Genomic DNA, 21,105 nt, shown 5'->3' on the forward strand with positions numbered 1-21,105 from the left:
CGCCCGCCCCGTCGGTCAGCCGTCGGCGCGCACCTCGTCGAGCCGATTCAGCAGGTCGTCGGCGGCGGCCTCGATGTCATGGTGATCGTTCTGCGCGGCGCGCTGCTTGGCCGCGATCAGCCCGCTGCGGTGCACGCGCTGGAAGTCGCCGTAGACGAAGCCGTAGTGCTCCTTGGTGTCCCGGCCCGCGTCGTCGTCGAGCGCGAGGTGCCACTGCCCGAAGCCGTCGTAGCCGTGCCGCTCGATCTGGGCGTTCTCGCCGGCGCTGTCCGGCTGCGCGTCGCTCCACCCGCTGTCCAGCACGTACTGGCCGGCATCGATCAGCTGGCGGGCCTTGGTGACGCCGTCGTCATTGACGCGGTAGGTCGGCATGGTGTCCTCCTGGGATGTCGGTCGGTGGATGATGGGCGGCGGTCCCGCCGCCATGCCGGCAACTGGTCGGGGTCAGGTCCGTCGAGGTTGAGCTCGTCGGCGAAGCGGGCCGCCAGGCGCCACATGACCTGTCGGCCGTTGCCGCCGACCACGCTGCGGATGCGGGGGTGCTGGAGCCCGGCCGGGGCGCAGACCGGCGCCTCGACGCCGTCGTCGTCGATCCCGACGGCAGATCCCGGGCCGAGCATGCGCGTGGCGGTCTCGAGCGCACGGGCCCACGCGTCATCGGGTCGCCGTCCGTCGTACTCGCCGACCATCCCGCTCGGGATCACCACGCCGACGTCCATCACAGGCGGTCGCCCCGCTCGACGCGCGCGTCGCGCCCGTCGATGACGACCGTGACGGCCTCACCCTTGCCGAGCGAGGCGATCCGCTCGCCGGTCAGCCCGTACACGGCCGCCTCGTTGGTCGGGCTGTGCCCGACGATCAGCGCATGATCGCCGTCGTCGAGGCGGTCGGCGACACGGCGCAGGGCGGCGCCCAGCGTGCGCGCCTCCTCGGCGACGAAGTCGGGCGCCACGCGCTGGAAGTCGGCCAGCTCACCACCGCCGGCCTGTTGGTAGGCGTGTCGCCAGCGGTCCTCGTGGTCGGAACGCAGGCCGAGTTCGACGATCACGCCCCTGTGGGCGGTGACGTCCGGGGCGGCCAGGATGCACGCCAGCGTCTGGGTCGCGCGCTGCGCGCCCGTCGACACCGCCAGGGCGTACTGGCCGTCGTGCTGCGCGGGCAGCCGCAACGCCGCCGCGACCCCCTCGTCGGTCAGCACGTCGGCGTCGTTGTCGGTGTGCCGCAGCACGTGGAGCGTCCTTGTCATCGCTGCACCTCCAGCCATGTTCATTCCCCACCTGCGCGCGTGACGTGCGTCACGTTGTCGAGGCCCGGCGGAGCGTGGGACCGGGTGCGGTGGGGTCAGCGTGATGGGCGGGACGTGCCGGCCGACCGGTCGGCGTCGCGCAGCGCGGCCTCGAGCCAGGCCGACAGCGCGGACTCCGGTGGCGCGCCGGTCTGCCGGGCGACGACGGTCCCGTTGCGCAGCACGAGCAGCGTCGGGATGCCCCGCACGCCGAACCGGTCGGAGATCTCCGGTGCCAGGTCGACGTTGACCTTGACCAGCTTCAGGCGTCCCGCGTGCGTCCGTGCGAGGCGCTCCAGTGCGGGACTCACCATGCGGCACGGTCCGCACCACGGTGCCCACAGGTCGACCAGCACCGCGATCCTCGACGAGTCCGCGACGGCGTCGAACGTCGCTGCGTCGGCGTCGGCCATCCAGGGCAGCGGCGTGTGGCACCTGGGGCAGCGCGGGACGCCGCGCGCAACGGCCGGCGTGCGGTTGCGCTGGCCGCACGCCTCGCACGTGATCACACCCGCGCTCGCCGCCATCGATCCCAGTGTCGCACCCAGCAGGCCCGTACGCTGGTGGCCAGCGCAGCATCGGAGCACGTGTGGACCACGCCCGTGGAACGCCGGCGACGGCGCGGGACGTGCACGACGCCGCACACGCCATGCCCCACGTCACCGTCGAGCGCGGCGGTGGCGACAACCCCGTCTACCAGGTCGGGCGGAAGTCGTTCGTGTACTTCCGCACTCCACGACCCGATGCCGTGGATCCCGACACCGGCGAGCGCTACGACGACGTCGTCATCATCTGGGTTGCCTCGGAGCACGACAAGCACGCGCTCGTTGCGGACCCTGACACCCCGTTCTTCACCACGAGCCACTTCGACGGGCATCCGTCGGTGCTGGTGCGCGCCAGCCGACTCGGCGAGATCGACCGCGACGAGCTCGTCGAGCTCGTCGCGGAGGCGTGGTTGTCCAGGGCGTCGCGGCGGCGTGCGAACACTTGGCTCGCGGCCCACGACCTGCCACTGATCGAGTGACCGTCCGGTCGCGCGCCGCTGCGCACGACCGCGCACCGCTCGCGTATGATGTGGCGCTTACGACGACGCGTGGGCGCCTACTGCATCGGTCGCGATGATGTGACATCGCGGACGCGCCCGGCCCTGCTGCGCGTCGCAAGGGACCAGCCAACATGAGCGTGACCAGCGAGGACATCACCCTCGAGATCGAGGTACCGCCACCACGCAGCCGCGTGCTGCTGCGCGTGGCGGTCGCGATCGTGGCGCTGTTCGCTCTGTTCGTGCTCGCCGGCGCCGGGCTGTTCCTCGAGCGACAGCGGACCTACGACCAGAACATCGAACGGATCGCGGACGCCTTCCCTGACGAGAGCGGCCGTCCCGCACCCGCACCGGACCCACCTCCGAACGCGGTGGCTCCGGCCGAGAACTGGCTGCTCGTGGGGTCGGACCGCCGGTCGGAGCAGGCCACGACCGGGCAGGAGGCCGACGGACAGCTGTGGGATTTCGGGGCACAGCGGGCCGACACGATCATGCTGGTCCACCTCCCAGCCGACCGCAGCCGTGTCTACCTCGTCTCCTTCCCGCGCGACTCCTGGGTACCGATCGCCGGATACGGCAACGCCAAGATCAACGCCGCGCTGTCGTTCGGCGGACCACCGCTGCTCATCGCGACCCTCGAGCAGCTCACCGGGGTTCGCGTCGACCACTTCGCGATGCTCGACTTCCAGGGCTTCGAGTCGATGACCGATGCGCTCGGGGGCGTCGACGTCCGGGTGGGTCAGACGGTCAGCGACCCGGCACGTGACGTGGAGTGGGAGGCCGGCGTCCACCACCTCGACGGCGAGCAGGCGCTGAAATTCGTGCGCCAGCGGTACAACCTGCCGGGCGGTGACTTCGACCGCATCAAGCGCCAGCAGGCCTTTCTGAAGGCGCTGGCCGGGCGGGCCGTGGACGGCGCTGTGCTGGCCAACCCGCTCCGGCTCAACGCGTTCCTCGAAGCGGTCACCAGCTCGGTCAGCGTCGACGACACGGTCACCGCGGCGAACCTGCGTTCGCTGGCGCTGCAGATGCGCGCCGTTCGCCCGAACGACATCGTGTTCATGACGATCCCGACGGCCGGGTTGGGCACGGAGGACGGGCAGAGCGTCGTCTACCTCGACCGTGCGAAGAGCCGCCCGCTGCACCGCGCGCTGCGCAGGGCCACGGTCGGCCGGTATGTGCGCCGTTCCGGTGACGCCGTCAACCAGGTCGACACGGTCCGCTGACCGTCTGGCGTCGCGTGCCGTCACATGGGTGATCTCACCCATCCTCGCACCGGGTGAAGATCCGGGGTCCTGCGGATCACAGCGCCCGCGTCCCGCCCTAACGTGCGTGACACGTGAGGTTATGTGGCGCACCGCCGACCGACGTGCCGTCGAGGGACGTCTCGCCGCTCGTGGCGCCACCCGGCGAAAGGCACTGTCGTGACCGGCATGGACGAGCACGTCGACACCGTGGTCATCGGGGGCTCCCAGTCGGGGCTGTCGGTCGGCTACCACCTGGCGCAGCGAGGGTGTCGGTTCGTGATCCTCGACGCCCACGACCGCGTCGGCGACGCGTGGCGCCGGCGGTGGGACTCGCTACGGCTGTTCACGACGGCGCGCTATGACGGCCTGCCCGGCATGCCGTTCCCGGCCCCGACGCACGCGTACCCGACCAAGGGCGAGGTCGCCGACTATCTGCTGGCCTATGCCCAGCGCTTCGACCTTCCGGTCGAGACCGGCGTCACGGTGCACCGGCTGGCCCGCGATGGCCGGCGATTCGTCGTCGCCGCCGGCGACCGGGCGATCACTGCGGACAACGTGGTCGTCGCGACAGGGACGTACCACACACCCCGGGTGCCCGCCTTCGCCGACGGCCTCGATCCGACGATCCGTCAGCTCCACTCGAAGGCGTACCGCAACCCCTCGCAGCTCCAGGCCGGCGATGTGCTCGTCGTCGGTGCAGGCAACTCCGGTGCGGAGATCGCCCTCGAGGTCTCGGAGCACCACCGCACATGGCTGTCGGGGCGCGACCCGGGCCAGGAGCCCACCCGCGCCGGGAGCCTGCCCGATCGGTTGCTCCACCCGGTGATGTGGTTCGTGGCGTCGCGCGTGCTCACGATCGATTCGCCCATCGGCCGGCGGGTGCGCGACCACTTCCTCGACCCGCCGCGCGGGATCCCGCTCGGTCGGGCCCGACGCAGCGACATCCGGGCCGCCGGCATCGACCGCGTCCCGAGGACGACGGGTGTGCGCGACGGCCGGCCGCGGCTTGAGGATGGGCGCTCGCTCGAGGTGTCCAACGTCATCTGGTGCACCGGCTTCGAGATGGACCTGTCGTGGATCGACCTGCCGGTGATCGGCGACCACGGCTTCCCGCGGCAGGAGTACGGCCTGGTGCCGTCGCAGCCCGGCCTGTACTTCATGGGCCTGCCGTTCCAGCGTTCACTGAGCTCGGCTCTGCTCGGCGGGGTGGGACGCGACGCCGGATTCATCGCCGATCACATCGCCGCCCGCACCGCCGGCATGCCCGCGATGTCGGCCTGAGCCGCGTAGCAGGTCACGCCACGCAGGGCCTCACGTCGACCTGTGGTCGTCGGTCGCCGGCGCGCGGCCGAGCTCGGCGTCCGGACGCAACTCGTCGCACGGCACGTCATCGACCACCGCGTCAGCCACCACCGCGCCGATCCACGGTGCCAGCTTGAACAGGTTGTGGCCGGCGACGATGCGGACGTCGCCGCGCTGCCACACGGCGAGCCCGTCGTCACCCCACGGCAGCCGCGTGATCCAGCAGGCGCGGGTGCCGATCGGCTGCGGTTCGAGGCCCGGCATCGCCCGACGGACGTAATCGCTCGTCTCCGTGCACACCCGGGCGAACGCGGCGCTGTCGGCCACGCCCCCGCCGGTGACCGCGATCGATCGGCTGAGGCCGACGGCGTAGGTGCCGTGACCGGGTTGTGGCGTGCCGTAGGCGCTGACCTCGCCGTACTGGCCGCTGGCGTCCTGCAGGCAGGCCATCCGTGGCATCTCGGCAGCGCGGACCGCGAACGTGAACCTGACGTGGGCTTCGAGCGACACGGGCACCGTGCACCCCATGCCGCGCGCGAGTTGCGCGGTGTGCCGCCCGGCGCAGACGACCACGTGGTCAAAGCGCGTCGTCGAGCCACCGGCGACGACGTCGGCGCCGCCAGTGGACCGCGGGGCGACGGCCAGCACCTCGTCGTTGACCAGGCGGTCGCCCACGCGCTCGGTCAGGGACCTGATCGCCGCCCGCGTGTGGATCGCACCGGCCGCGTGGTCCACGAGTGCGATCCCCTCGTAGCCCCGGGACACGGGCAGGTGCTCCGGCAGTTGCGCGCCGTCGATCAGGCTGGCCGCCACCCCGCCCAGGGCGGTCATGGTGTCGAAGCGTCGCCGCACCGCCGGGCCGACCGCGACCGCGCCGTCCGCTGACACCAGCCAGGTGTCGAACCGTTGCTCCCAGGTCCGCCAGATGCGCAGGCTGCGCCGCGCACGCTCGACCAGCCGGGAATCGTCATGGGCGTGACGGAAGATGCGCGCGTCGCCGCCGGACTGGCCATTGCCGGGAACGCCGCGCTCGAGGACGGTCACGGTCGCACCGCGGTCCACGAGCGCCACCGCGGTGGACAGGCCGACGATGCCCGCGCCGACGACCGCCACCCTCATGACGGTCCGGTCCGTCGCCGTGCCCGGGTCGTCGGACGGTCACGGCGACGCGCCTGATCGGGGCGACCGCTCATGCCTGGACGATAGCGCACCACCCCGCAGCGGATCGCGAACGGGCCTTTCCGGCGACAACACGCTCTGCTACGTTCCGCTCACAACTCGAGATCGGGGATGACGTGGCCCACGGCCTGGCGTCTCGAACGAACCGGGTGGTCGTGCTCGTGGTTGCGGCGCTGCTCGCGAGCATGGTGGCTGCCGCACCACCGGTCGATGCGACCGTCGTCGACGACCCGCAGCCGGGTCGTGCCGTTGCACCGTGTGATCAGCGCTCGGACGCCGACCGGTCGACGTCGGTCCGCACGCGCAGCGCGATGGTCGCCGCCGCACACCCGCTGGCGTCGCAGGCCGGCTGCAAGGTGCTCCTGCGCGGCGGGTCGGCGGTCGACGCCGCGATCGCGACCCAGATGGTGCTCGCGGTCGTGGAGCCCCAGTCGTCCGGCCTCGGTGGCGGGACGATCATCACCTATCTCGACGCCGGCAGAGACGACGTGCAGTTCTTCGACGGGCTGGCCCGCGCCCCGCAACAGGTGACCGACGGACTGCGGACCCCGACCGTCGAGGAGCAGGAGCGGTTCGGGATCGACAGCTTCCAGAGTGAGGTCGCGTCCACGGGCCGGGCGGTCGGCGTGCCCGGGACGCTGCGGGTGCTCGACCTGGTGCACGACCGCCACGGGCAGTTGGCGTGGGACGACCTGTTCGGCACGGCGATCACGCTGGCCGCCGACGGCTTCCCCATGCCGCCGTACCTGCACGACGTGATGAGCGCGTCGACGCGGGGACTGCCCCGCTGCGCCTACCCCGATCTCGGCTCCCGGTACTGCGACGACGGCGCGCCGATCCCGATCGGCGCCACGGTCACGAACGGCGAACTCGCCGACGTGCTCCGGACGGTCCGTGACGGTGGTGCCGATGCCTTCTATGATGCGGACGGAACGATCGCGCCCGCGATCGTCGAGCGGATCGCTCGCACGCCGTACAAACTCGAGACCGACGCGTCGGGACCCGCGGTCATCCCCAGCCTGATGACCGTCGAGGACATCGCCTCCTACGAGGCGGTCGAACGCGAGCCGCTGTGCCAGGCCGTGCTCCGCCGGACCGTGTGCAGCTCCGCGCCGCCGGCGTTCGGCGGCCTGACCGTGCTCTACGAGCTCGAACTGCTCGAGCGCGGGCAGGTGTGGGACACGGACCCGGCGACGCTCGCGCGGGTGCACCTGGCGATCGAAGCCAGCCGGCTCGCGCAGTTCGACCGTCGCGAGTACGTCGGCGACCCCGACTTCCAGCCGGTGCCCGTCGATGCGCTGCTGTCCGACGCCTACCTCGACGAGCGTTTCGCGCTGTTCTCTCCGGACAGTGCGATCCACCCGATCACGCCCGGATCGCCTGAGGAGGTCGACACGACCAGTCACGTCAGCATCGTCGACAGTGATGGCAACGCGCTGTCGATGACGACGACGATCAATTCGTCGTTCGGCGCTCAGCTGGAGGCGAACGGCATCGCACTCAACAACGTGCAGGAGAACTTCACGCGCCTCGACTCGATCTCACCGGGCAAGCCCGCCAACATCATGGAGCCGAACAAGCGACCACGGACGTCGATGGCACCGACCCTGGTGTTCGACCGCCGCGACCGCCTGCAGCTCGTGGTGGGCGCCGCCGGCGGCAGCGCGATCCCCGACTACGTGACCCAGACGATCCTGGGGACGGAGGTCGATCACGCCGACCCGCAGTCGGCGATCAACCGCGGTCACTGGAGCGGCCAGACGATCACCAGCAACTGCGCCGGCATCATCGGTGCGCGCTCGGAGCTCGAGGCGGGCACCGAGGTCGCCGGCCTGCTCGACGGTCTGCAGGGACTCGGGCACCCGTGCGCGCGGACGACCGGTCTCCGCAGCGGTCTGACCGCCATCGAGCTGCGCGGACGGGATCTGCTGCTCGGCGCGGCCGACCCGCGACGCGACGGCGCGGCCGTCGGCTACTGATCGGCGACGGCCGCGCCCGGAACTGGTCAGCGACTAGAAGCCGACCGCCTGACCGTCCTTGCGATGATCCGAGGCAGCCAGGTAGCCGTCGTCGAGCCGGTGGACCAGCTGGGCGCCACCGAACAGCGGGCTGGTCTGCGGGTCGTGCACGGTGAGCCGGTGGCCGCGAGCCGCGAGCTCGTCGAGCGTGTCAGCGGGGAAGCCGACCTCGACCGCGACGTCACGGCCACCCATCACGCGCCAGCGCGGGGCATCGACGGCGGCCTGCGGATTCTGCCCGTGATCCCGGAGGCGGACGAGCATCTGGACGTGGCCCTGGGCCTGCATCGCGCCGCCCATCACGCCGAGGGCCATCAGCGGCTGGTCACCGTCCATCACGAGACCGGGGATGATCGTGTGGAACGGGCGCTTGCCGCCGCCCACCTCGTTGGGATGGCCGCGTTCGACGGTGAAGCCGGCGCCGCGGTTGTGCATGCTGATCCCCGTGGCGGGCACCACGACGCCGGAGCCGAACCCGTGGAAGTTCGACTGGATGAACGAGACCATCATCCCGCGCTCGTCCGCCGCCGCCAGGTAGACGGTGCCGCCGCGGCGCGGCGTACCGTGGCCCGGGTCACCGGCGCGCGCCATGTCGATCCGGTCAGCGCGGTCAGCGAGGTAATCGCGATCGAGCAGCGCCGCCGGTGACACCTCGACGTGGTCGGCATCGGCCACGTGGCGGGCGGCGTCGGCCAACGCGAGCTTGGTCGCCTCGATCTGCACGTGCAGCGCATCGGCTGAGTCGACCCTGTGGTCTCCCGGCCGGTGGTGGCGCAGGATGCCCAACGCGAGCAGCGCGGCCAGCCCCTGGCTGTTCGGTGGGATCTCGTGCAGCGCGACGCCCCGGTAGTCCTGCGCGATCGTCCCAACCCACTCGGGCCGGTGGGCCGCGAGGTCATCCGCCGTGAGCAGGCCACCGTTGGCGGCGGCGTGCGCGGCGATCCGCTCAGCGAGGTCACCGCGGTAGAACGCTTCTCCTTCGGTCCCGGCGATGCGACGCAGGGTAGCCCCCTGGTCAGGGCTGCGGAACAGTTCGCCCGGTCGCGGGGCGCGTCCCTCAGGGAGGAAGGCCGCGGCGAACTCAGCCACGCCGGCGAACGTCGGCACCGCCCGGGCCCACGCGCGCGCGGTGACCGGTGGAACCAGGAAGCCCTCGTCGGCGTAGCGGGTCGCCGGCGCGACCAGCCGGTCGAGCCCCAGCGTGCCGAAGCGAGCCGACAGCGCAACCCAGGCAGACACCGCGCCGGGGACGGTCACGGCATCCCAGCCGCGCAGCGGCATCTGGTCGCGGTCGGCGAAACGGTCGGGCGTCCACGCCGCCGGCGCGCGACCGGACGCGTTGAGACCGTGGAGCCGCTCGCCATCCCAGACGATCGCGAAGGCGTCGGAGCCGATGCCGTTGGAGATTGGTTCGACGACCGTCAGCGCGATTGCGGCGGCGAGCGCCGCATCGACGGCGTTGCCGCCCTGGTACAGCATGGCGAGTCCCGCCTGCGCCGCCAGCGGCTGGGACGTCGCGACGACGTTGCGCGCGAGGACCGGCATCCGCCGCGACGGGTACGGGAACTCGTAGCCGAACATGTCCGGACGCGGGGCGGCTGCCGCGCTACGCCTCGCCGATGTCGCTGCTCGCGCCGGTGACGAGCACGCGTCGGCCCGCCGCCGATCCCGATCCAGCCAGGTCCGGTGCCATCAGCTCTCCTTGCGTTCGCGGGCCCGCGGGCGGCTGCGCGTCGCCGCGGCTGTCCGCAGGTCGCGGTCGGTCGTGCGGGGTCAGTGCATCGCCTCGGCGCGGATGCGCGTCTTCGTCGCGGCCCAGCCGCAGATCGGGCAGGCGGTCAGGTCGTGGTACCGGGCCGGGCAGTGCTCACGACCGAAGTAGATGATCTGCAGGTGACGTCGCGCCCACGTGTCTCTGGGGAAGACGGCCTTGAGGTCGCGCTCGGTCTGGACGACGTCGGCGGCCTTCGACAGGCCCCACCGCCCGGCGAGCCGGTGGATGTGGGTGTCGACGGGGAACGCCGGCTCGCCGAACGCCTGGGCCATGACCACGCTCGCGGTCTTGTGCCCGACGCCCGGCAGCGATTCGAGGAAGTCCCAGTCCGGCAGCACGTCGCCGCCGGCTTCGACGATCCGGGCGGCGGCTCCCACCAGGTTGCGCGCTTTGGTGGGCGCCAGCCCGATCGTGCGGATGAGATGCTGGATCCGGTCGGGACCCAGCGCCGCCATCTTCTCCGGCGTGTCCGCCACGGCGAACAGCGCGGGCGTGACCTCGTTGACCTTCGCGTCGGTGGCCTGCGCCGACAGCATCACCGCCACCAGCAGCGTGTACGGGTCACGGTGATCGAGCGGGATCGGCGGCTTCGGGTACAGATCGTCGAGCAGCACGCCGATGCGATCGGCCTTCACCTGGCGCCTCATGATCAGCGACGATAGCCGAGCCGGGCGGGCGCGTTCGACGTCTCCGACGTGGTCACGGACGCTCGTGGCCGTGTCTCCTCCGAGGTGCAGTCACGTGATCCGACCGTCGGCGTAACGCGCCCGGGCGGCCGCGCGTGGCGACCGGTCGGTACCTGACCGGTCGCCGCGTCGCTCGAGCAGCGACCGGAAGAGGCGCATGCCCGTCAGTGACGCCACCGTGTCGTACGGGCTCAACGCGGTGTCGCCACACAGTGCTGGAGGTTGCTGGCCCACTGTACGTCGGCCCCCTCGCGGCTGGACATCGCCGCCCGCTGCGCGCATGGTGTCGATGACCGCACGGTCGCGCTCGGCGTCCCACAGTACGCGACCGCCGAACCCAAGGACGCGATCATGCAGCGCTCCGATCTGCCCGCACCCGACAGCGGGTTCGTCATCACGCACTTCCTCGTCGTCGCCGACCAGGATCGCGCACGCGACTTCTACGTCGCCGTGCTGGGCGCGCAGCCCGTCGTCCAGCGCGATCCGGTCATCCTCAAGGTCGCCAACACGTGGGTCATCCTCAACGCTGGTGGCCCACCGACCGACGACAAACCCGGCGTCACGCTCGCCACGCCCGAACGTCACGATACCGTCAGCGCCTTCATGAACATCCGCGTCGCCGACATCGCGGCCTTCCACGAGCTGACCGTCGAGGCCGGCGCCGAGTGGCTCACGCCCCCGATCGACCGCGGCGCGGAGATCCGTGGCTACATCCGCGACCCCGACGGTCACCTGATCGAGGTCGGTCAGGCGACCGGCATGCTCGACGCGGCCGACGGCTGAACCTGGAGCGCTGCGATGGACGACCGCGAGCTGACGACGTTCATGCGGGCGTTCTCCGCCCTCGTCGACCACGTCATGGAGCGTCCGCCGGGCGACGCGAACCCGGTGGTCGATCAGCTCGCAGAGCATCTGCGCACGGACCCGATGGCGCTGCCCATCGTCAGCGCCGCGTTCGCCCCCTTCGAGCACCCCGATCTGCAGCTCGCGATCGACGCATACATCCGCGACCGGGAACGATCGGTGACGTCGTTCGGCATGTCCGGCGGCGGGCGGCGGCACATGGATCTCAGCGAACTGCTCGGCGCCCGCCACTTCGACGTCGGACCGGTCGTGCGGATCGACATGCCGATCGACGTCGACGAGACGATGGCGTGCATCGAGTTCGCGTTCCTCCTGGTGTCCGGCCCGGACGATCCACCGCACGTGATCCTGGTGCGCAGCGACGTCGAAGGGATCGGCCCGACCCTGATGGTCGAGGTCATGAGCGCGGAGTCCGGCCACGCGTCCACGGTCGTCGAGGAGATCCGCCGCCACATGCGCGCCTCCAGCGTGTACCGCGGCAAGGTCTTCTCGCTGTCGCGGGCGGACGACGAGTACGAACGCCGCATCGGCGTGGCGTTCATGCACCGGCCCTCGGTGGTACGTGACGACATCGTGCTCCCCAGGGGTGTGCTCGAGCGGATAGAGCGGCGCACGCTCGGGTTCGACGTCGTCGCGGACACCCTGGCAATGCGCGGACTGGCCCGCAAGCGGGGCATCCTGCTGTACGGACCGCCCGGCACGGGCAAGACGCTGACTGTCCGCTACCTCATCGGCCGGCTGACGGAGCGCACGACCGTCGTGCTGACGGGCATGGGGCTCGGCGCCATCGGGACCGCCGCGAGCCTGGCGCGACGGCTGCAGCCGTCGCTGCTCGTCCTCGAGGACGTCGACCTGATCGCGCAGGAACGGGACTTCGGCTACGAGAACCCGCTGCTGTTCGAGCTGCTCAACGAACTCGACGGGATCGGCGAGGACAGCGACGTGCTGACGCTGCTGACGACCAATCGCGCCGACCTGCTCGAACCGGCGCTGGCCGCCCGTCCCGGACGCGTCGACCTGGCCGTCGAGCTGCCGCTGCCCGGGACGGACGAGCAGCGCCGGTTGCTCGAGCTGTACAGCCGCACGGTCGACACCGAGGTGCACGACTGGGACACCGTGATCGAGCGGATCCTCGGGACGCCCGCGTCGTTCGTGCGCGAGCTCATCCGGACAGCGGCCCTGCACGCGACCTTCACGGATCGCGTCGTCGTCACCGACGCGCACCTCGACCGGGCCATCACCGAACTGCTCGACAGCGGCCCGGTGACGCCCCGCCTGCACGGCATCGGCATGGACCACGACATCGACCCCGACCTCGACTTCGACGACGATGTCTGATGGCCCCACGTGCCACAGCCAGCCGACAAGCCGTCACGACGCGCGGTCTCCGAACGCGGGCGAGTGCACGGCCTCGCCCGGTCGGCCCACCGCCGGCGTCAGTCGCGGGTCAGCGCCCCCGGCCGCTCGTCGAGGGACCGCGTCGGGCGCGACCGCTGCCGTCAGCCTGTGAGCACCCGCCAGACGATCCGCGGGTGCAGGATGGCCTGCATCGGCGCCACCTGCGAGATGACCCTCAGGTAGGTGTTCGCGACGGCGGGGTCGTGGTGCGCGACACGGAGCAGGCGCCCGAACCAGCGGTTGAGCAGCCGCCACGCCACGGTCCGCCGCTCGAGGATCTCCGGATGGCCGAGGTCGGCGCTGGTCGCGATCGCCCACGCGGCGTCGATCATCGGCGTGGCCTGCCTGAGGAACGCCGCCCCGACGCCGTCCGTGCCGTGCCGATCGATGACGCCGCCGAGCAGGGCGGCCTCGCGCAACGCCATGCTCATGCCCTGGGCGTACAGCGGGTTGAACGAGCACACCGCGTCGCCGAGCACCACGAACCCGTCCGGCAACCGCGGCAGCCGCTCGTAGTGGCGGCGCAGGTAGGTGGGGAACGCGCCGGTCGACGGTTGGCTCACGGGCTCCGCGCCGTCGACCAGGACGTGCAGGTCGTCGGTCTCGAGGGTGCTCGCATACTCCACGAATCCGTCGAGGTCGGTCGGCGGCCGTTCACCGAGGACACCGACGAGGGTGACCAGGCAGCGGTCGTCCTCGACGGTGACGGAGAATCCGCCACGGCGCCCGTGCGGCGGCACCGCGGCCACGACGTGTCGGCATCCGTCGAGGTCTTCCGGCCGACGGCTGAACAGTCGCGTCGTGTAGTTGACGCCCACGTGGAACCGTTCCTCATCCGGCACCGGATGCCCCACGTCGGCCAGCCAGCGCGGCGCACGCGAACCACGGCCGCCGGCGTCGACGACCAACTCGCCATGGAGGATGCCCTCCGGCCCCCCATCGCGTTCGCAGACGCGCAGCCCGGTCACCCGCACGCCGCCGTCCACCACGAGACCACGGGCGTCGTGTTCCTGCACGACCTCGACGTTCGGCAGCCCGCGGACCCGGCTTCGCACGGCCGACTCGAGCAGCGGTCGGGTCGCCCCGACGATCTGCAGTTCGGTGTCATCCACCGCCAGGTGGTCGCCGGCGATGTGGAAGCGGATCCCGCCCAGATCGATCAGGTGAGCGCCGGCGGTGAGCAGGTCGTCGGTGATCCCAGGTAACAGCGCGGACAGCGCCTGGAAGCCCGCCGGCAGCAGGATGTGACCGTGCCTGCCCTGCGGAACGCCCGTGCGGGGCCGCGGCCCGCCGGCGGGCAGCGTGTCGCGCTCGACCACGGTGACGCGGTCGAACCGGTCGGCCAGTGCAGCGGCCGCGGCGAGCCCCGCCAGGCTGGCACCGACCACGATGGCGTGTCGTCCCTCGTGTGGCATGGCCGGCCTGCCTTCTCCCGCGGTGTCCGGAGGTCGTCGATCGCGTCACACCGTGCCGACGCCGACGTTGATGGCCGAGTGGAGCACCGCCTCGGGGCCACCGCCGGAGCGCTCAAGGAGCATGCCGTCGAGCACGCGCCGGACCTCGGCGGTCTGCTCGTCGGTCAGGTCGGCCACCGCGGCCGCGCCCAGCGGGTTGCTGCTCGTGACCACGTCCCACAGGTGGACGCCGGAGCGCACCGGGATGTCCCACATGTCGGACTCCACCCGCACGTCGGTCAGGCCCGCGCCGGTCAGCTTGTCCCCCAGCCGGTCGGGGTCGGCGACCTGGAACGGCAGGGGCGGAGGGTCGGTCGGCAGACCGGTGAAGCCGGTGATCACCGCACGTACGGCGCCGAAGAAGAACGTCAGGAACTCCGTCCGCGGCAGAGGGCCGGCCGCGACGATCAGCACGCTGCCGCCGGGGCGGGTGACCCGCGCCATCTCGCGCACCGCGCGGGCCATGTCGGGGAACAGCGACACGCCGTGCTGGGACGCTGCCAGGTCGAAGGTGTCGTCGTCGAGGTCCAGGGCGTGGCCGTCCATCACCAGCGTCTCCACGTTGGCCAGGCCTTCGTCGCGGGCGCGGATGGTCAGCCGGTCGAGCATGACGGGTGAGATGTCGGTCGCCACGACGTGTGCGCCCAGCCGGGCGGCGGGCAGGGTCAGCGCGCCGCTGCCCGCCGCCACGTCCAGCATGCGCATGCGGGCGCTGACGCCGTGGCGGCGCAGCAGCTTGTCGCCCAGCGCGCTGTTCGGTGGGGTCAGGTACTCGTCGAAGCCGCGTGCGACGCGGTCCCAACCGGCCCGGACCTGCTCCGGCGTCGGTGCGGTCTGCGTACTGATTGGCGTCGTCATGATGTCCTCCTCGTCGATCAACGGACCGTCGGTGGTGACGCTAGGCAGCGACCGGCGGTGCCGCGTCGGGAGGACGACCCAGATCAGTCCAACCGGCGGAATGGGTCATTCTGTGCATGCCACAACGAGCCCGTCCTCGCAGGCCAACGGCGGTGGCTGCGACGCCGCTCGTCAGGCCACGGCAGTGACGAGCTGTGTGCGGTCCTCGGCCGTGGTGCTATGCCCTGGTGCCCACGGCGGAGCGTGCGAGCTCGCTGGCGACGCTGACCGGGTCGCCCTCGACGTAGGTCGCGCCTACCCACCGACGAACTGTTCGCGCGCGAGGGGCCGTCCCACCTGGTACTGATCACATGTGGCGGCGACTTCGACAGCGCGGCGGGTTCGTACCGGGCCAACGTCGTCATCCACGCACAGCCCTCCTCGGCCTAGGAAGGAAGCTCACCGTACGCGTAGCGCTCGATCGTCGGTCCGTAGATCGCCGCGAGACGGTCCCGGTCGGCCGAGGCGAGCGGCTCGAGGCGCACGACGTAGCGGGCGAGAAGCAGTCCGGCGACCTGGGAGCCGATCAGGACGGCACGTAGCTGCGGCTCCGGTCCGGGCAGCCGTTCGGCGAACGCCGCGATGATCGAGCGCTCGATGAACTGTCGGACCGTGTCGGAGACCGGTCCCTCGCCCGCGACCGAGCGGAGCACGGCGATCAGCGGGTTGCGATGGGCTGTGGCGTCCCACACGCCCAGCATCGTGGATACGAGCCGCTCCCCCATGTGGCCGGGTTCCGCCTCGTCGAGCACACCCCGCAGGATGGCGGCGGGGTTGACCGGAACGTGCAACGTGGCGACGAACAGCTGCTCCTTGGAACCGAAGTAGTGCAGGATCAGGGCGGGGTCCACGCCGGCGGCTGCGGCGACGCCGCGGATCGTCGCACCGTCATACCCCCGGCTGGCGAATTGTCGGCTCGCTGCCTCGAGGATCTCGCCATGTGTGTCGGGACTGCCCGGCCGGCGGCCCTTCCTACTCCTTGACACTTCCTGAGATCCCACCTGTACAGCGTTATTCAACGCTTGTAGAATAGCGGCCCATGGAGCGCATCGCCCGCGTCATCGTCCACCGCTCACGCGTGGTGTTGGGTGTGACCGGTCTGCTGACGCTCCTCGCGATCGCGATGCTGTTCCGCATCAGCCTGAACGCCGATGTCTCGTCGTTCCTGCTCGAGGGCAACGCGACCGGTGAGCAGTTCGCCGCGCTCCAGGACAAGTACGAGACCCGCGATCCGATCAACGTGGTCGCGTCGTTGCCCGACGGTCAGACGCTTCGCACGTCGGCCGGCCTGGCGCTGGTCGCCGACGTGCGTGACACCCTGCTCGACGTCGACGGGGTCAGCCAGGTGGCCTCTGTGATACCCGATGTCAACCCGGTGACCGGCGCCGCACTCGACGCCGGCGCCCTGCGGGGGCAGCCCGACGCCGCCGCGACGATGATGCTCGAAGAGAGCCCGGTCTCCGACCTGCTGGTCAGCAGCGACGCACAGCACACGCTGCTGATCGTCACCGCCGAGACCGATCCGACCGCGACGGCTCGGCGCGTGACCGACGTCAGCGTGCCGGGCCTGGATCTGACCTTCTCGGGCAACCCGGTCGTGTTCGCCTCGGTCGTCGACGCGTTGTCGGTGGTTCTCCTTGTGATCCCACCAGTGGTGATTGCACTGCTCGTCGCGGTCTTCTACTCCACGATCGGCGACCGACGGCTGAGCCTGCTCGCCATCGTCCCCGCGGTCCTCGGATCGCTGTGGACGTTCGGGGTGGTGTTCGGTCTCGGCTTCGAGATCGACATCGTCACGGTGATCGTGCCGATCTTCGTGATCGTGATGGGGTCTGCCGACGGGCTGCACTTCGTCACGCACTTCCAGAAGGAGGCCGCTCGCACCACCGATCGGGTCTCCCGGGTCAGCTCCGCGCTGTCGCAGGTCGGGGTGCCGATGATCCTGACGACGATCAGCACGGCGGCCGGGTTCCTGTCGCTGGTGTTCACCGATGTCGAGCCGATCCGTCAGCTGGGCCTGTTCACCGCCGTGGGCATCACGTTCGCCGGGATCGTGTCCTTCTTCTCGCTGCCCGCCCTGGTCAGCCACCTGCAGCTGCGTCCGCACGCTCACGGCCCGATCCTGGGACGCAGCGTCGTCCGTGGCCTCAAGGCGCTGGTGCGCACGCGGGTGCCCGCCGGGGTGCTGACGGCTGGGATCGTCGTGTTCGCCGCATTCGGCCTGCCCCGACTCGAGGTCAACGCCGACCAGCTGTTCTTCTTCGACGACGATGACCCGGTCCGCCTGGCCTTCGCGCGGACCGAGGAGCTGTTCGGAGGCGCGACACCGCTGATCGGCGAGTTCGTCTTCGACCCTGCCGCGCCGCAGGAATCGCTCGAGGCCGCCCGCACGACCTCCGAGGATCTCGAGCAGCTCGACGGCGTCCGCGAGGTCTTCTCCGTCGCCGAACTTGCCGATCAGGTTCCGCCGGACCAGCTCGATGCCGTCCTCTCCGGCCAGCAGGAACTCGCGCTCGGGAGGATGGCGAGCGACGACGGCCTGCGGTTCCTGCTGCTGCCCAGCGACTTCACCACGAGCGATCTCAACAGCTGGCTGGCATTCGCCGACCAACGCGACGAGATCCGGATGCTGACCGGCCTGCCGGCCGTGTGGGACGAGATCGCGCGACTGGTCCTCAACGCCCAACTCACGTCGCTGATCGTCGCCTACCTGCTGGTCGCGGCGCTGCTGGCGGTCGCCTACCGGCGGTGGCGGGACACGGTCGTGTCGCTCGTGCCGATCACCCTGACGATCGCGACGCTGCTGGCGTTCATCGCCCTTTCTGGCATCCAGCTCAACCTGCTGACCGCCGTGGTGTCGAGCATCGTGCTCGGGGTCGGCATCGACTACGTCATCCACTACATCGCCGCCATCAACTACGCACGCCGCGCAGGCGACGGGTACGTGCTGCGGGCCATCGACCGCGCCGGCCCACCGATCGTCGCGAACGCACTAGGCATCGCGATTGCCCTGAGCGCCCTGTGGTTGTCGCCCCTGAAGCTGCACCACCAGTTGTCGCAGATCATGTGGGTGGCGATGGTCATCGCGGGTCTGACCTCACTGGTCGTGGTCCCGACGCTGCTGCCGCGGGCCGGCGTCCGCGCGCCCGCGGACGCCGCTGGCCGGGCGCAGGTGCCCGACGACGCCACGCTGTCGCCGTAGACACCGCCGTCCCTCGTGACGGCGAATCCCGGCGGCACGATCCGCAGCAGTTCATGGACGAGGTCGTGGGCCACGGTGACGCAGGAGCGCCCAGCGAACGTTGACGCCTCCCGACGTGCGACGCGAAGCCATGAGCCCGTGACGGTTGGCGCTCCCCCAGATCATGCGCGATGCTGCCGGTACGACGTGCGCATGCGCCGTGGCGGCAGCGGCTGGACACGTCCGCAGCACTGAGAACTGTCCCGAACCGGGAGGCGGCGCCATGATCTCATCCGACCCCGTCCGTGCCTGGCTGGCGCCGCCGCCGGGCGCGTCGCTGCCTGGGATCGATGTCACCATGCTCGACCCGGGCGACGCGGACGATCGTGCGATGCTGGTGCGGGCCCAGCACCCCGACCTCGCCGCGGCGATCGATGACGGTGACGACGACATCGACGTCGACGGCGAGCCGATGAGCCCGCGCCTCCACCTGGCGATCCACGAGGTGGTCGCGGCGCAGCTGTGGTCGGGTGATCCGCCGCAGGCCAGGCGTGCCGCCGAGCGGCTGCTGTCCGCCGGCCACGACCGCCATGAGGCCCTGCACCTGATCGGGGCGGCCGTCGCCGAGGAGCTGTGGGCGGCACAACGGACCGGGGTGCCTGCCGATCCGGACCGCTACGTCGCCGCTCTGGATGCGCTGGCGGCTGACGACATCGACGGGTTCGAGGGCCCCCGAGCCGACGACCTCGACCTCGGCACCGACGACATCGATGTCGGCGATGAGGAGGCGTTCGACGACATCCGTGCCTGGCTGCTCGAAGGCCACCGCCGGTGGCTGTCGGAGCGGGGCCTCACCGGTGACGACTGGGTCGCCCATCAGATGCTGGACTTCAAGTGGGGACACCTCGACGGTCACCTCGGCCGCTGGAGGGTCGCCGATCTGCGTGAGATCCTGCTCGAGCTGTTCCCGAGGAAGACGATCGTCGACGAGGAGGATCTCGACGACGTCGTGCCCGCCGCCGGTCGCTTCCTGACCTTCCTCGACGACAGCAGCCTGCTCGCAGACGACGGCGAGACGCTGCCCCGCCTCCACGACGAGCTGGCGCGAATCGCCCCGTCGTTCGCGGAGCGCATGCGCGACGCCGCCGGCTTCGGGCTGGCCAAGTCGTTGTTCACCGGCATGCTCGACGACGGGGTCGATCCCGATGAGCCCGGAGCTGTCGAGGCCTGGATCGAACGCTTCAACGCGCTGCCCGACGACGAGCGCGCCCGGCTGCTCCCCGGCCCGCCGAGTCGCGGCGTGGTGCACCTGGAGGTGCCCGACGACGCCACGCTGGCCGTGGCGGCGTTCGAGACCCCCGTGATGCGACAGATCGCAGCGTTCCTGGACTGGGTCGGCGACGACGGTCACCAGCTGACGCAGAAGGGCAACGTCAAGCTGGGCGACGGCAAGGTGCTCGTCGAGCTGCTCGACACCGCCGACCAGTTCGACCCGACCATCGGCGATCGGACCTTCAGGACCACCAGCACCACCGAGCTGCCCGGCGTCGACCTCGTCTTCCGGTTGGCGCTCGCCACGCGGCTCGCGCGCCGGCACAGGGGTCGCGTGCTGCGTACCAGACGCGGTGCCGGACTGGCCGACGACCCGTTGGCGGTCTGGCGCGGCCTGGTCGACGCGATGCTCGACATCGGGCTGATCGACGCGGGCCGCGACGATCGCCATGGTCTGCGCTGGTGGGTCCCGTTCCTCGAGGAAGGCGCCGGCGAGCTCCTCGGCGTTGCCGCGAGCGCCGGTGAGCCGCTGCCCGTGGACGCTCTGGCCAGGGACGCGGTCGACGAGCTCGGTGCAACCTATGACCTCGACGCGATGCCCGATGTCGTCCGTAGATCACTGCCCGAGGTGATCGCCGGCGGTGTGGGCAGGCTGGTCGACCGGTTGGCCTGGTTGGGCGTCGCAACACGTGACGGTGTCGTCGTGGCGCGCGACCATTGGGGCGACGAGCGACGCGACGGTGGCGAGCTCGCGCTGACGGGCCTCGGCCGCTGGTTCGTGCGGCCGATGCTCACCGCCCAGGGCTACGACGTCGCGGTCGCCGGCGAGCTGGCGGACGCCTCGGCCGACGCGCTGCTGGCCGCCGTCGCCGACCGGCCGACCGACGCGATCCACGCCGAGGTGAGGGCATGGGCGACGGCGCGCGACGACGCCGCGCACGAGCTCGCGGCCGCGGCGCGGCACGCGTCGACGCCCGACGGGCGCGCGCTCGCGTTCGAGGCGTTGGAGGTCGTCGGGGACGACGCGGTCGACGTCGTACGGGACCTGACGGACGATCCGCTGCTGCGACCGTGGGCGATGGGATGGCTCGTCGCCCGCGGTGACGCGCAGCCGGACGCGCTCACCCCTGCGGACGCCACGGCGGGGTTCGTGCAGGCGTTGGCGGTGGCATTGACAGCGGGCGGTCCCGATGCCGTCGTTGAGATGCTGGCTGCCGACACACCTGTCGCTGAGCAGACCGCCATCATCGCGCAGCTGTGGCGCGTCGACGACCCCTACACCGTCCAGGTGCTCGAGGCGCTGGCCGGGGCAACGGACCGCACGGTCGCCAAGGCGGCCCGCAAGGCCCTGTTCAAGCACCGCACCGCCGCGTCGAACAGGACGGGATGATGGCTCACGTCCGGCGACCTGCCGACCGCTGAGCGGATCCGTCGACCGGGCTGCCCTGCCCGTCTGCGCTCGGGCGTGCAGGTCTGGGCATGCCCTACCGATGCCGTCGGCACCCG

17 protein-coding genes are annotated in these 21,105 nt (G+C 71.2%); 8 read left to right on the forward strand and 9 right to left on the reverse strand.

Annotated elements, in window-relative coordinates:
• Window positions 1–15: 15 nt before the first annotated feature.
• From VFZ70_07430 to trxA, 3 genes are all read right to left on the reverse strand, one after another.
• Window positions 16–372 (reverse strand): hypothetical protein, encoded by a 357-nt coding sequence (locus VFZ70_07430; GenBank protein ID HEX6255631.1) that lies wholly within the window; start codon window positions 370–372, stop codon window positions 16–18.
• A 346-nt stretch (window positions 373–718) separates the two neighbouring features.
• The gene (locus VFZ70_07435) at window positions 719–1,246 is read right to left on the reverse strand and encodes a hypothetical protein (protein ID HEX6255632.1); all 528 of its coding nucleotides are present in this window, start codon (window positions 1,244–1,246) and stop codon (window positions 719–721) included.
• Between the two features lie 95 nt (window positions 1,247–1,341).
• Window positions 1,342–1,698: a thioredoxin gene (trxA, locus tag VFZ70_07440; GenBank protein ID HEX6255633.1), complete on the reverse strand. Its 357-nt coding sequence runs from the start codon at window positions 1,696–1,698 to the stop codon at window positions 1,342–1,344.
• A 176-nt stretch (window positions 1,699–1,874) separates the two neighbouring features.
• Here trxA and VFZ70_07445 point away from each other — a divergent pair, with 176 nt between their 5' ends.
• From VFZ70_07445 to VFZ70_07455, 3 genes are all read left to right on the forward strand, one after another.
• A complete protein-coding gene (locus VFZ70_07445) occupies window positions 1,875–2,309 on the forward strand; it encodes an MmcQ/YjbR family DNA-binding protein (protein HEX6255634.1) in 435 nt (144 codons plus the stop codon).
• A 152-nt stretch (window positions 2,310–2,461) separates the two neighbouring features.
• Complete coding sequence (locus VFZ70_07450) at window positions 2,462–3,553, forward strand: LCP family protein (GenBank protein HEX6255635.1); 1,092 nt, start codon at window positions 2,462–2,464, stop codon at window positions 3,551–3,553.
• Window positions 3,554–3,760: 207 nt separating this feature from the next.
• A complete protein-coding gene (locus VFZ70_07455) occupies window positions 3,761–4,855 on the forward strand; it encodes an NAD(P)-binding domain-containing protein (protein ID HEX6255636.1) in 1,095 nt (364 codons plus the stop codon).
• A 30-nt stretch (window positions 4,856–4,885) separates the two neighbouring features.
• Here the strand turns inward: VFZ70_07455 and VFZ70_07460 are convergent, their stop codons facing one another.
• Window positions 4,886–5,995: an FAD-binding oxidoreductase gene (locus VFZ70_07460; GenBank protein HEX6255637.1), complete on the reverse strand. Its 1,110-nt coding sequence runs from the start codon at window positions 5,993–5,995 to the stop codon at window positions 4,886–4,888.
• A 209-nt stretch (window positions 5,996–6,204) separates the two neighbouring features.
• Between VFZ70_07460 and VFZ70_07465 the strand changes: the two genes are divergently transcribed.
• Window positions 6,205–8,034 carry a gamma-glutamyltransferase family protein gene (locus VFZ70_07465; GenBank protein ID HEX6255638.1) on the forward strand — a complete coding sequence of 610 codons (1,830 nt, stop codon included), beginning with the start codon at window positions 6,205–6,207 and terminating at the stop codon, window positions 8,032–8,034.
• Window positions 8,035–8,067: 33 nt separating this feature from the next.
• On the opposite strand, the gene VFZ70_07470 is transcribed toward VFZ70_07465, so the two are convergent.
• A complete protein-coding gene (locus VFZ70_07470; GenBank protein ID HEX6255639.1) occupies window positions 8,068–9,654 on the reverse strand; it encodes a gamma-glutamyltransferase family protein in 1,587 nt (528 codons plus the stop codon).
• A 192-nt stretch (window positions 9,655–9,846) separates the two neighbouring features.
• Window positions 9,847–10,494 carry an endonuclease III gene (nth, locus tag VFZ70_07475; protein ID HEX6255640.1) on the reverse strand — a complete coding sequence of 216 codons (648 nt, stop codon included), beginning with the start codon at window positions 10,492–10,494 and terminating at the stop codon, window positions 9,847–9,849.
• 390 nt (window positions 10,495–10,884) lie between these two features.
• On the opposite strand from nth, the gene VFZ70_07480 reads away from it, so the two are divergent.
• Together VFZ70_07480 and VFZ70_07485 are read left to right on the forward strand one after the other, a co-directional pair.
• A complete protein-coding gene (locus VFZ70_07480) occupies window positions 10,885–11,316 on the forward strand; it encodes a VOC family protein (protein HEX6255641.1) in 432 nt (143 codons plus the stop codon).
• 15 nt (window positions 11,317–11,331) lie between these two features.
• Window positions 11,332–12,735, forward strand: a complete 1,404-nt coding sequence (locus VFZ70_07485) for an ATP-binding protein (GenBank protein HEX6255642.1) — start codon at window positions 11,332–11,334, stop codon at window positions 12,733–12,735.
• Window positions 12,736–12,896: 161 nt separating this feature from the next.
• Here the strand turns inward: VFZ70_07485 and VFZ70_07490 are convergent, their stop codons facing one another.
• From VFZ70_07490 to VFZ70_07500, 3 genes are all read right to left on the reverse strand, one after another.
• On the reverse strand, window positions 12,897–14,210 hold the full coding sequence (locus VFZ70_07490) for a hypothetical protein (GenBank protein HEX6255643.1): 1,314 nt from the start codon (window positions 14,208–14,210) through the stop codon (window positions 12,897–12,899).
• 45 nt (window positions 14,211–14,255) lie between these two features.
• Window positions 14,256–15,107, reverse strand: a complete 852-nt coding sequence (locus VFZ70_07495) for a methyltransferase domain-containing protein (protein ID HEX6255644.1) — start codon at window positions 15,105–15,107, stop codon at window positions 14,256–14,258.
• Between the two features lie 425 nt (window positions 15,108–15,532).
• Window positions 15,533–16,147 (reverse strand): TetR family transcriptional regulator, encoded by a 615-nt coding sequence (locus tag VFZ70_07500; protein HEX6255645.1) that lies wholly within the window; start codon window positions 16,145–16,147, stop codon window positions 15,533–15,535.
• Between the two features lie 38 nt (window positions 16,148–16,185).
• Here VFZ70_07500 and VFZ70_07505 point away from each other — a divergent pair, with 38 nt between their 5' ends.
• Both VFZ70_07505 and VFZ70_07510 read left to right on the forward strand, forming a co-directional pair.
• The gene (locus tag VFZ70_07505; protein ID HEX6255646.1) at window positions 16,186–18,348 is read left to right on the forward strand and encodes an MMPL family transporter; all 2,163 of its coding nucleotides are present in this window, start codon (window positions 16,186–16,188) and stop codon (window positions 18,346–18,348) included.
• Window positions 18,349–18,610: 262 nt separating this feature from the next.
• Window positions 18,611–20,989, forward strand: a complete 2,379-nt coding sequence (locus VFZ70_07510; GenBank protein HEX6255647.1) for a DUF1841 family protein — start codon at window positions 18,611–18,613, stop codon at window positions 20,987–20,989.
• The last annotated feature ends 116 nt before the right edge of the window (window positions 20,990–21,105 follow it).

It is taken from the genome of Euzebyales bacterium (genome assembly GCA_036374135.1).
Classification (GTDB): Bacteria; Actinomycetota; Nitriliruptoria; order Euzebyales; family JAHELV01; genus JAHELV01.

What these genes read in the sequence shown, in the direction of transcription:
- nth (HEX6255640.1), bottom strand. Translation starts at nt 10,494, where the DNA reads ATGAGGCGCCAGGTGAAGGCCGATCGCATCGGCGTGCTGCTCGACGAT.
- VFZ70_07450 (HEX6255635.1), top strand. Translation starts at nt 2,462, where the DNA reads ATGAGCGTGACCAGCGAGGACATCACCCTCGAGATCGAGGTACCGCCA.
- trxA (HEX6255633.1), bottom strand. Translation starts at nt 1,698, where the DNA reads ATGGCCGACGCCGACGCAGCGACGTTCGACGCCGTCGCGGACTCGTCG.
- VFZ70_07505 (HEX6255646.1), top strand. Translation starts at nt 16,186, where the DNA reads ATGGAGCGCATCGCCCGCGTCATCGTCCACCGCTCACGCGTGGTGTTG.
- VFZ70_07495 (HEX6255644.1), bottom strand. Translation starts at nt 15,107, where the DNA reads ATGACGACGCCAATCAGTACGCAGACCGCACCGACGCCGGAGCAGGTC.
- VFZ70_07490 (HEX6255643.1), bottom strand. Translation starts at nt 14,210, where the DNA reads ATGCCACACGAGGGACGACACGCCATCGTGGTCGGTGCCAGCCTGGCG.
- VFZ70_07485 (HEX6255642.1), top strand. Translation starts at nt 11,332, where the DNA reads ATGGACGACCGCGAGCTGACGACGTTCATGCGGGCGTTCTCCGCCCTC.
- VFZ70_07455 (HEX6255636.1), top strand. Translation starts at nt 3,761, where the DNA reads ATGGACGAGCACGTCGACACCGTGGTCATCGGGGGCTCCCAGTCGGGG.
- VFZ70_07510 (HEX6255647.1), top strand. Translation starts at nt 18,611, where the DNA reads ATGATCTCATCCGACCCCGTCCGTGCCTGGCTGGCGCCGCCGCCGGGC.
- VFZ70_07435 (HEX6255632.1), bottom strand. Translation starts at nt 1,246, where the DNA reads ATGACAAGGACGCTCCACGTGCTGCGGCACACCGACAACGACGCCGAC.
- VFZ70_07430 (HEX6255631.1), bottom strand. Translation starts at nt 372, where the DNA reads ATGCCGACCTACCGCGTCAATGACGACGGCGTCACCAAGGCCCGCCAG.
- VFZ70_07460 (HEX6255637.1), bottom strand. Translation starts at nt 5,995, where the DNA reads ATGAGGGTGGCGGTCGTCGGCGCGGGCATCGTCGGCCTGTCCACCGCG.
- VFZ70_07470 (HEX6255639.1), bottom strand. Translation starts at nt 9,654, where the DNA reads ATGTTCGGCTACGAGTTCCCGTACCCGTCGCGGCGGATGCCGGTCCTC.
- VFZ70_07480 (HEX6255641.1), top strand. Translation starts at nt 10,885, where the DNA reads ATGCAGCGCTCCGATCTGCCCGCACCCGACAGCGGGTTCGTCATCACG.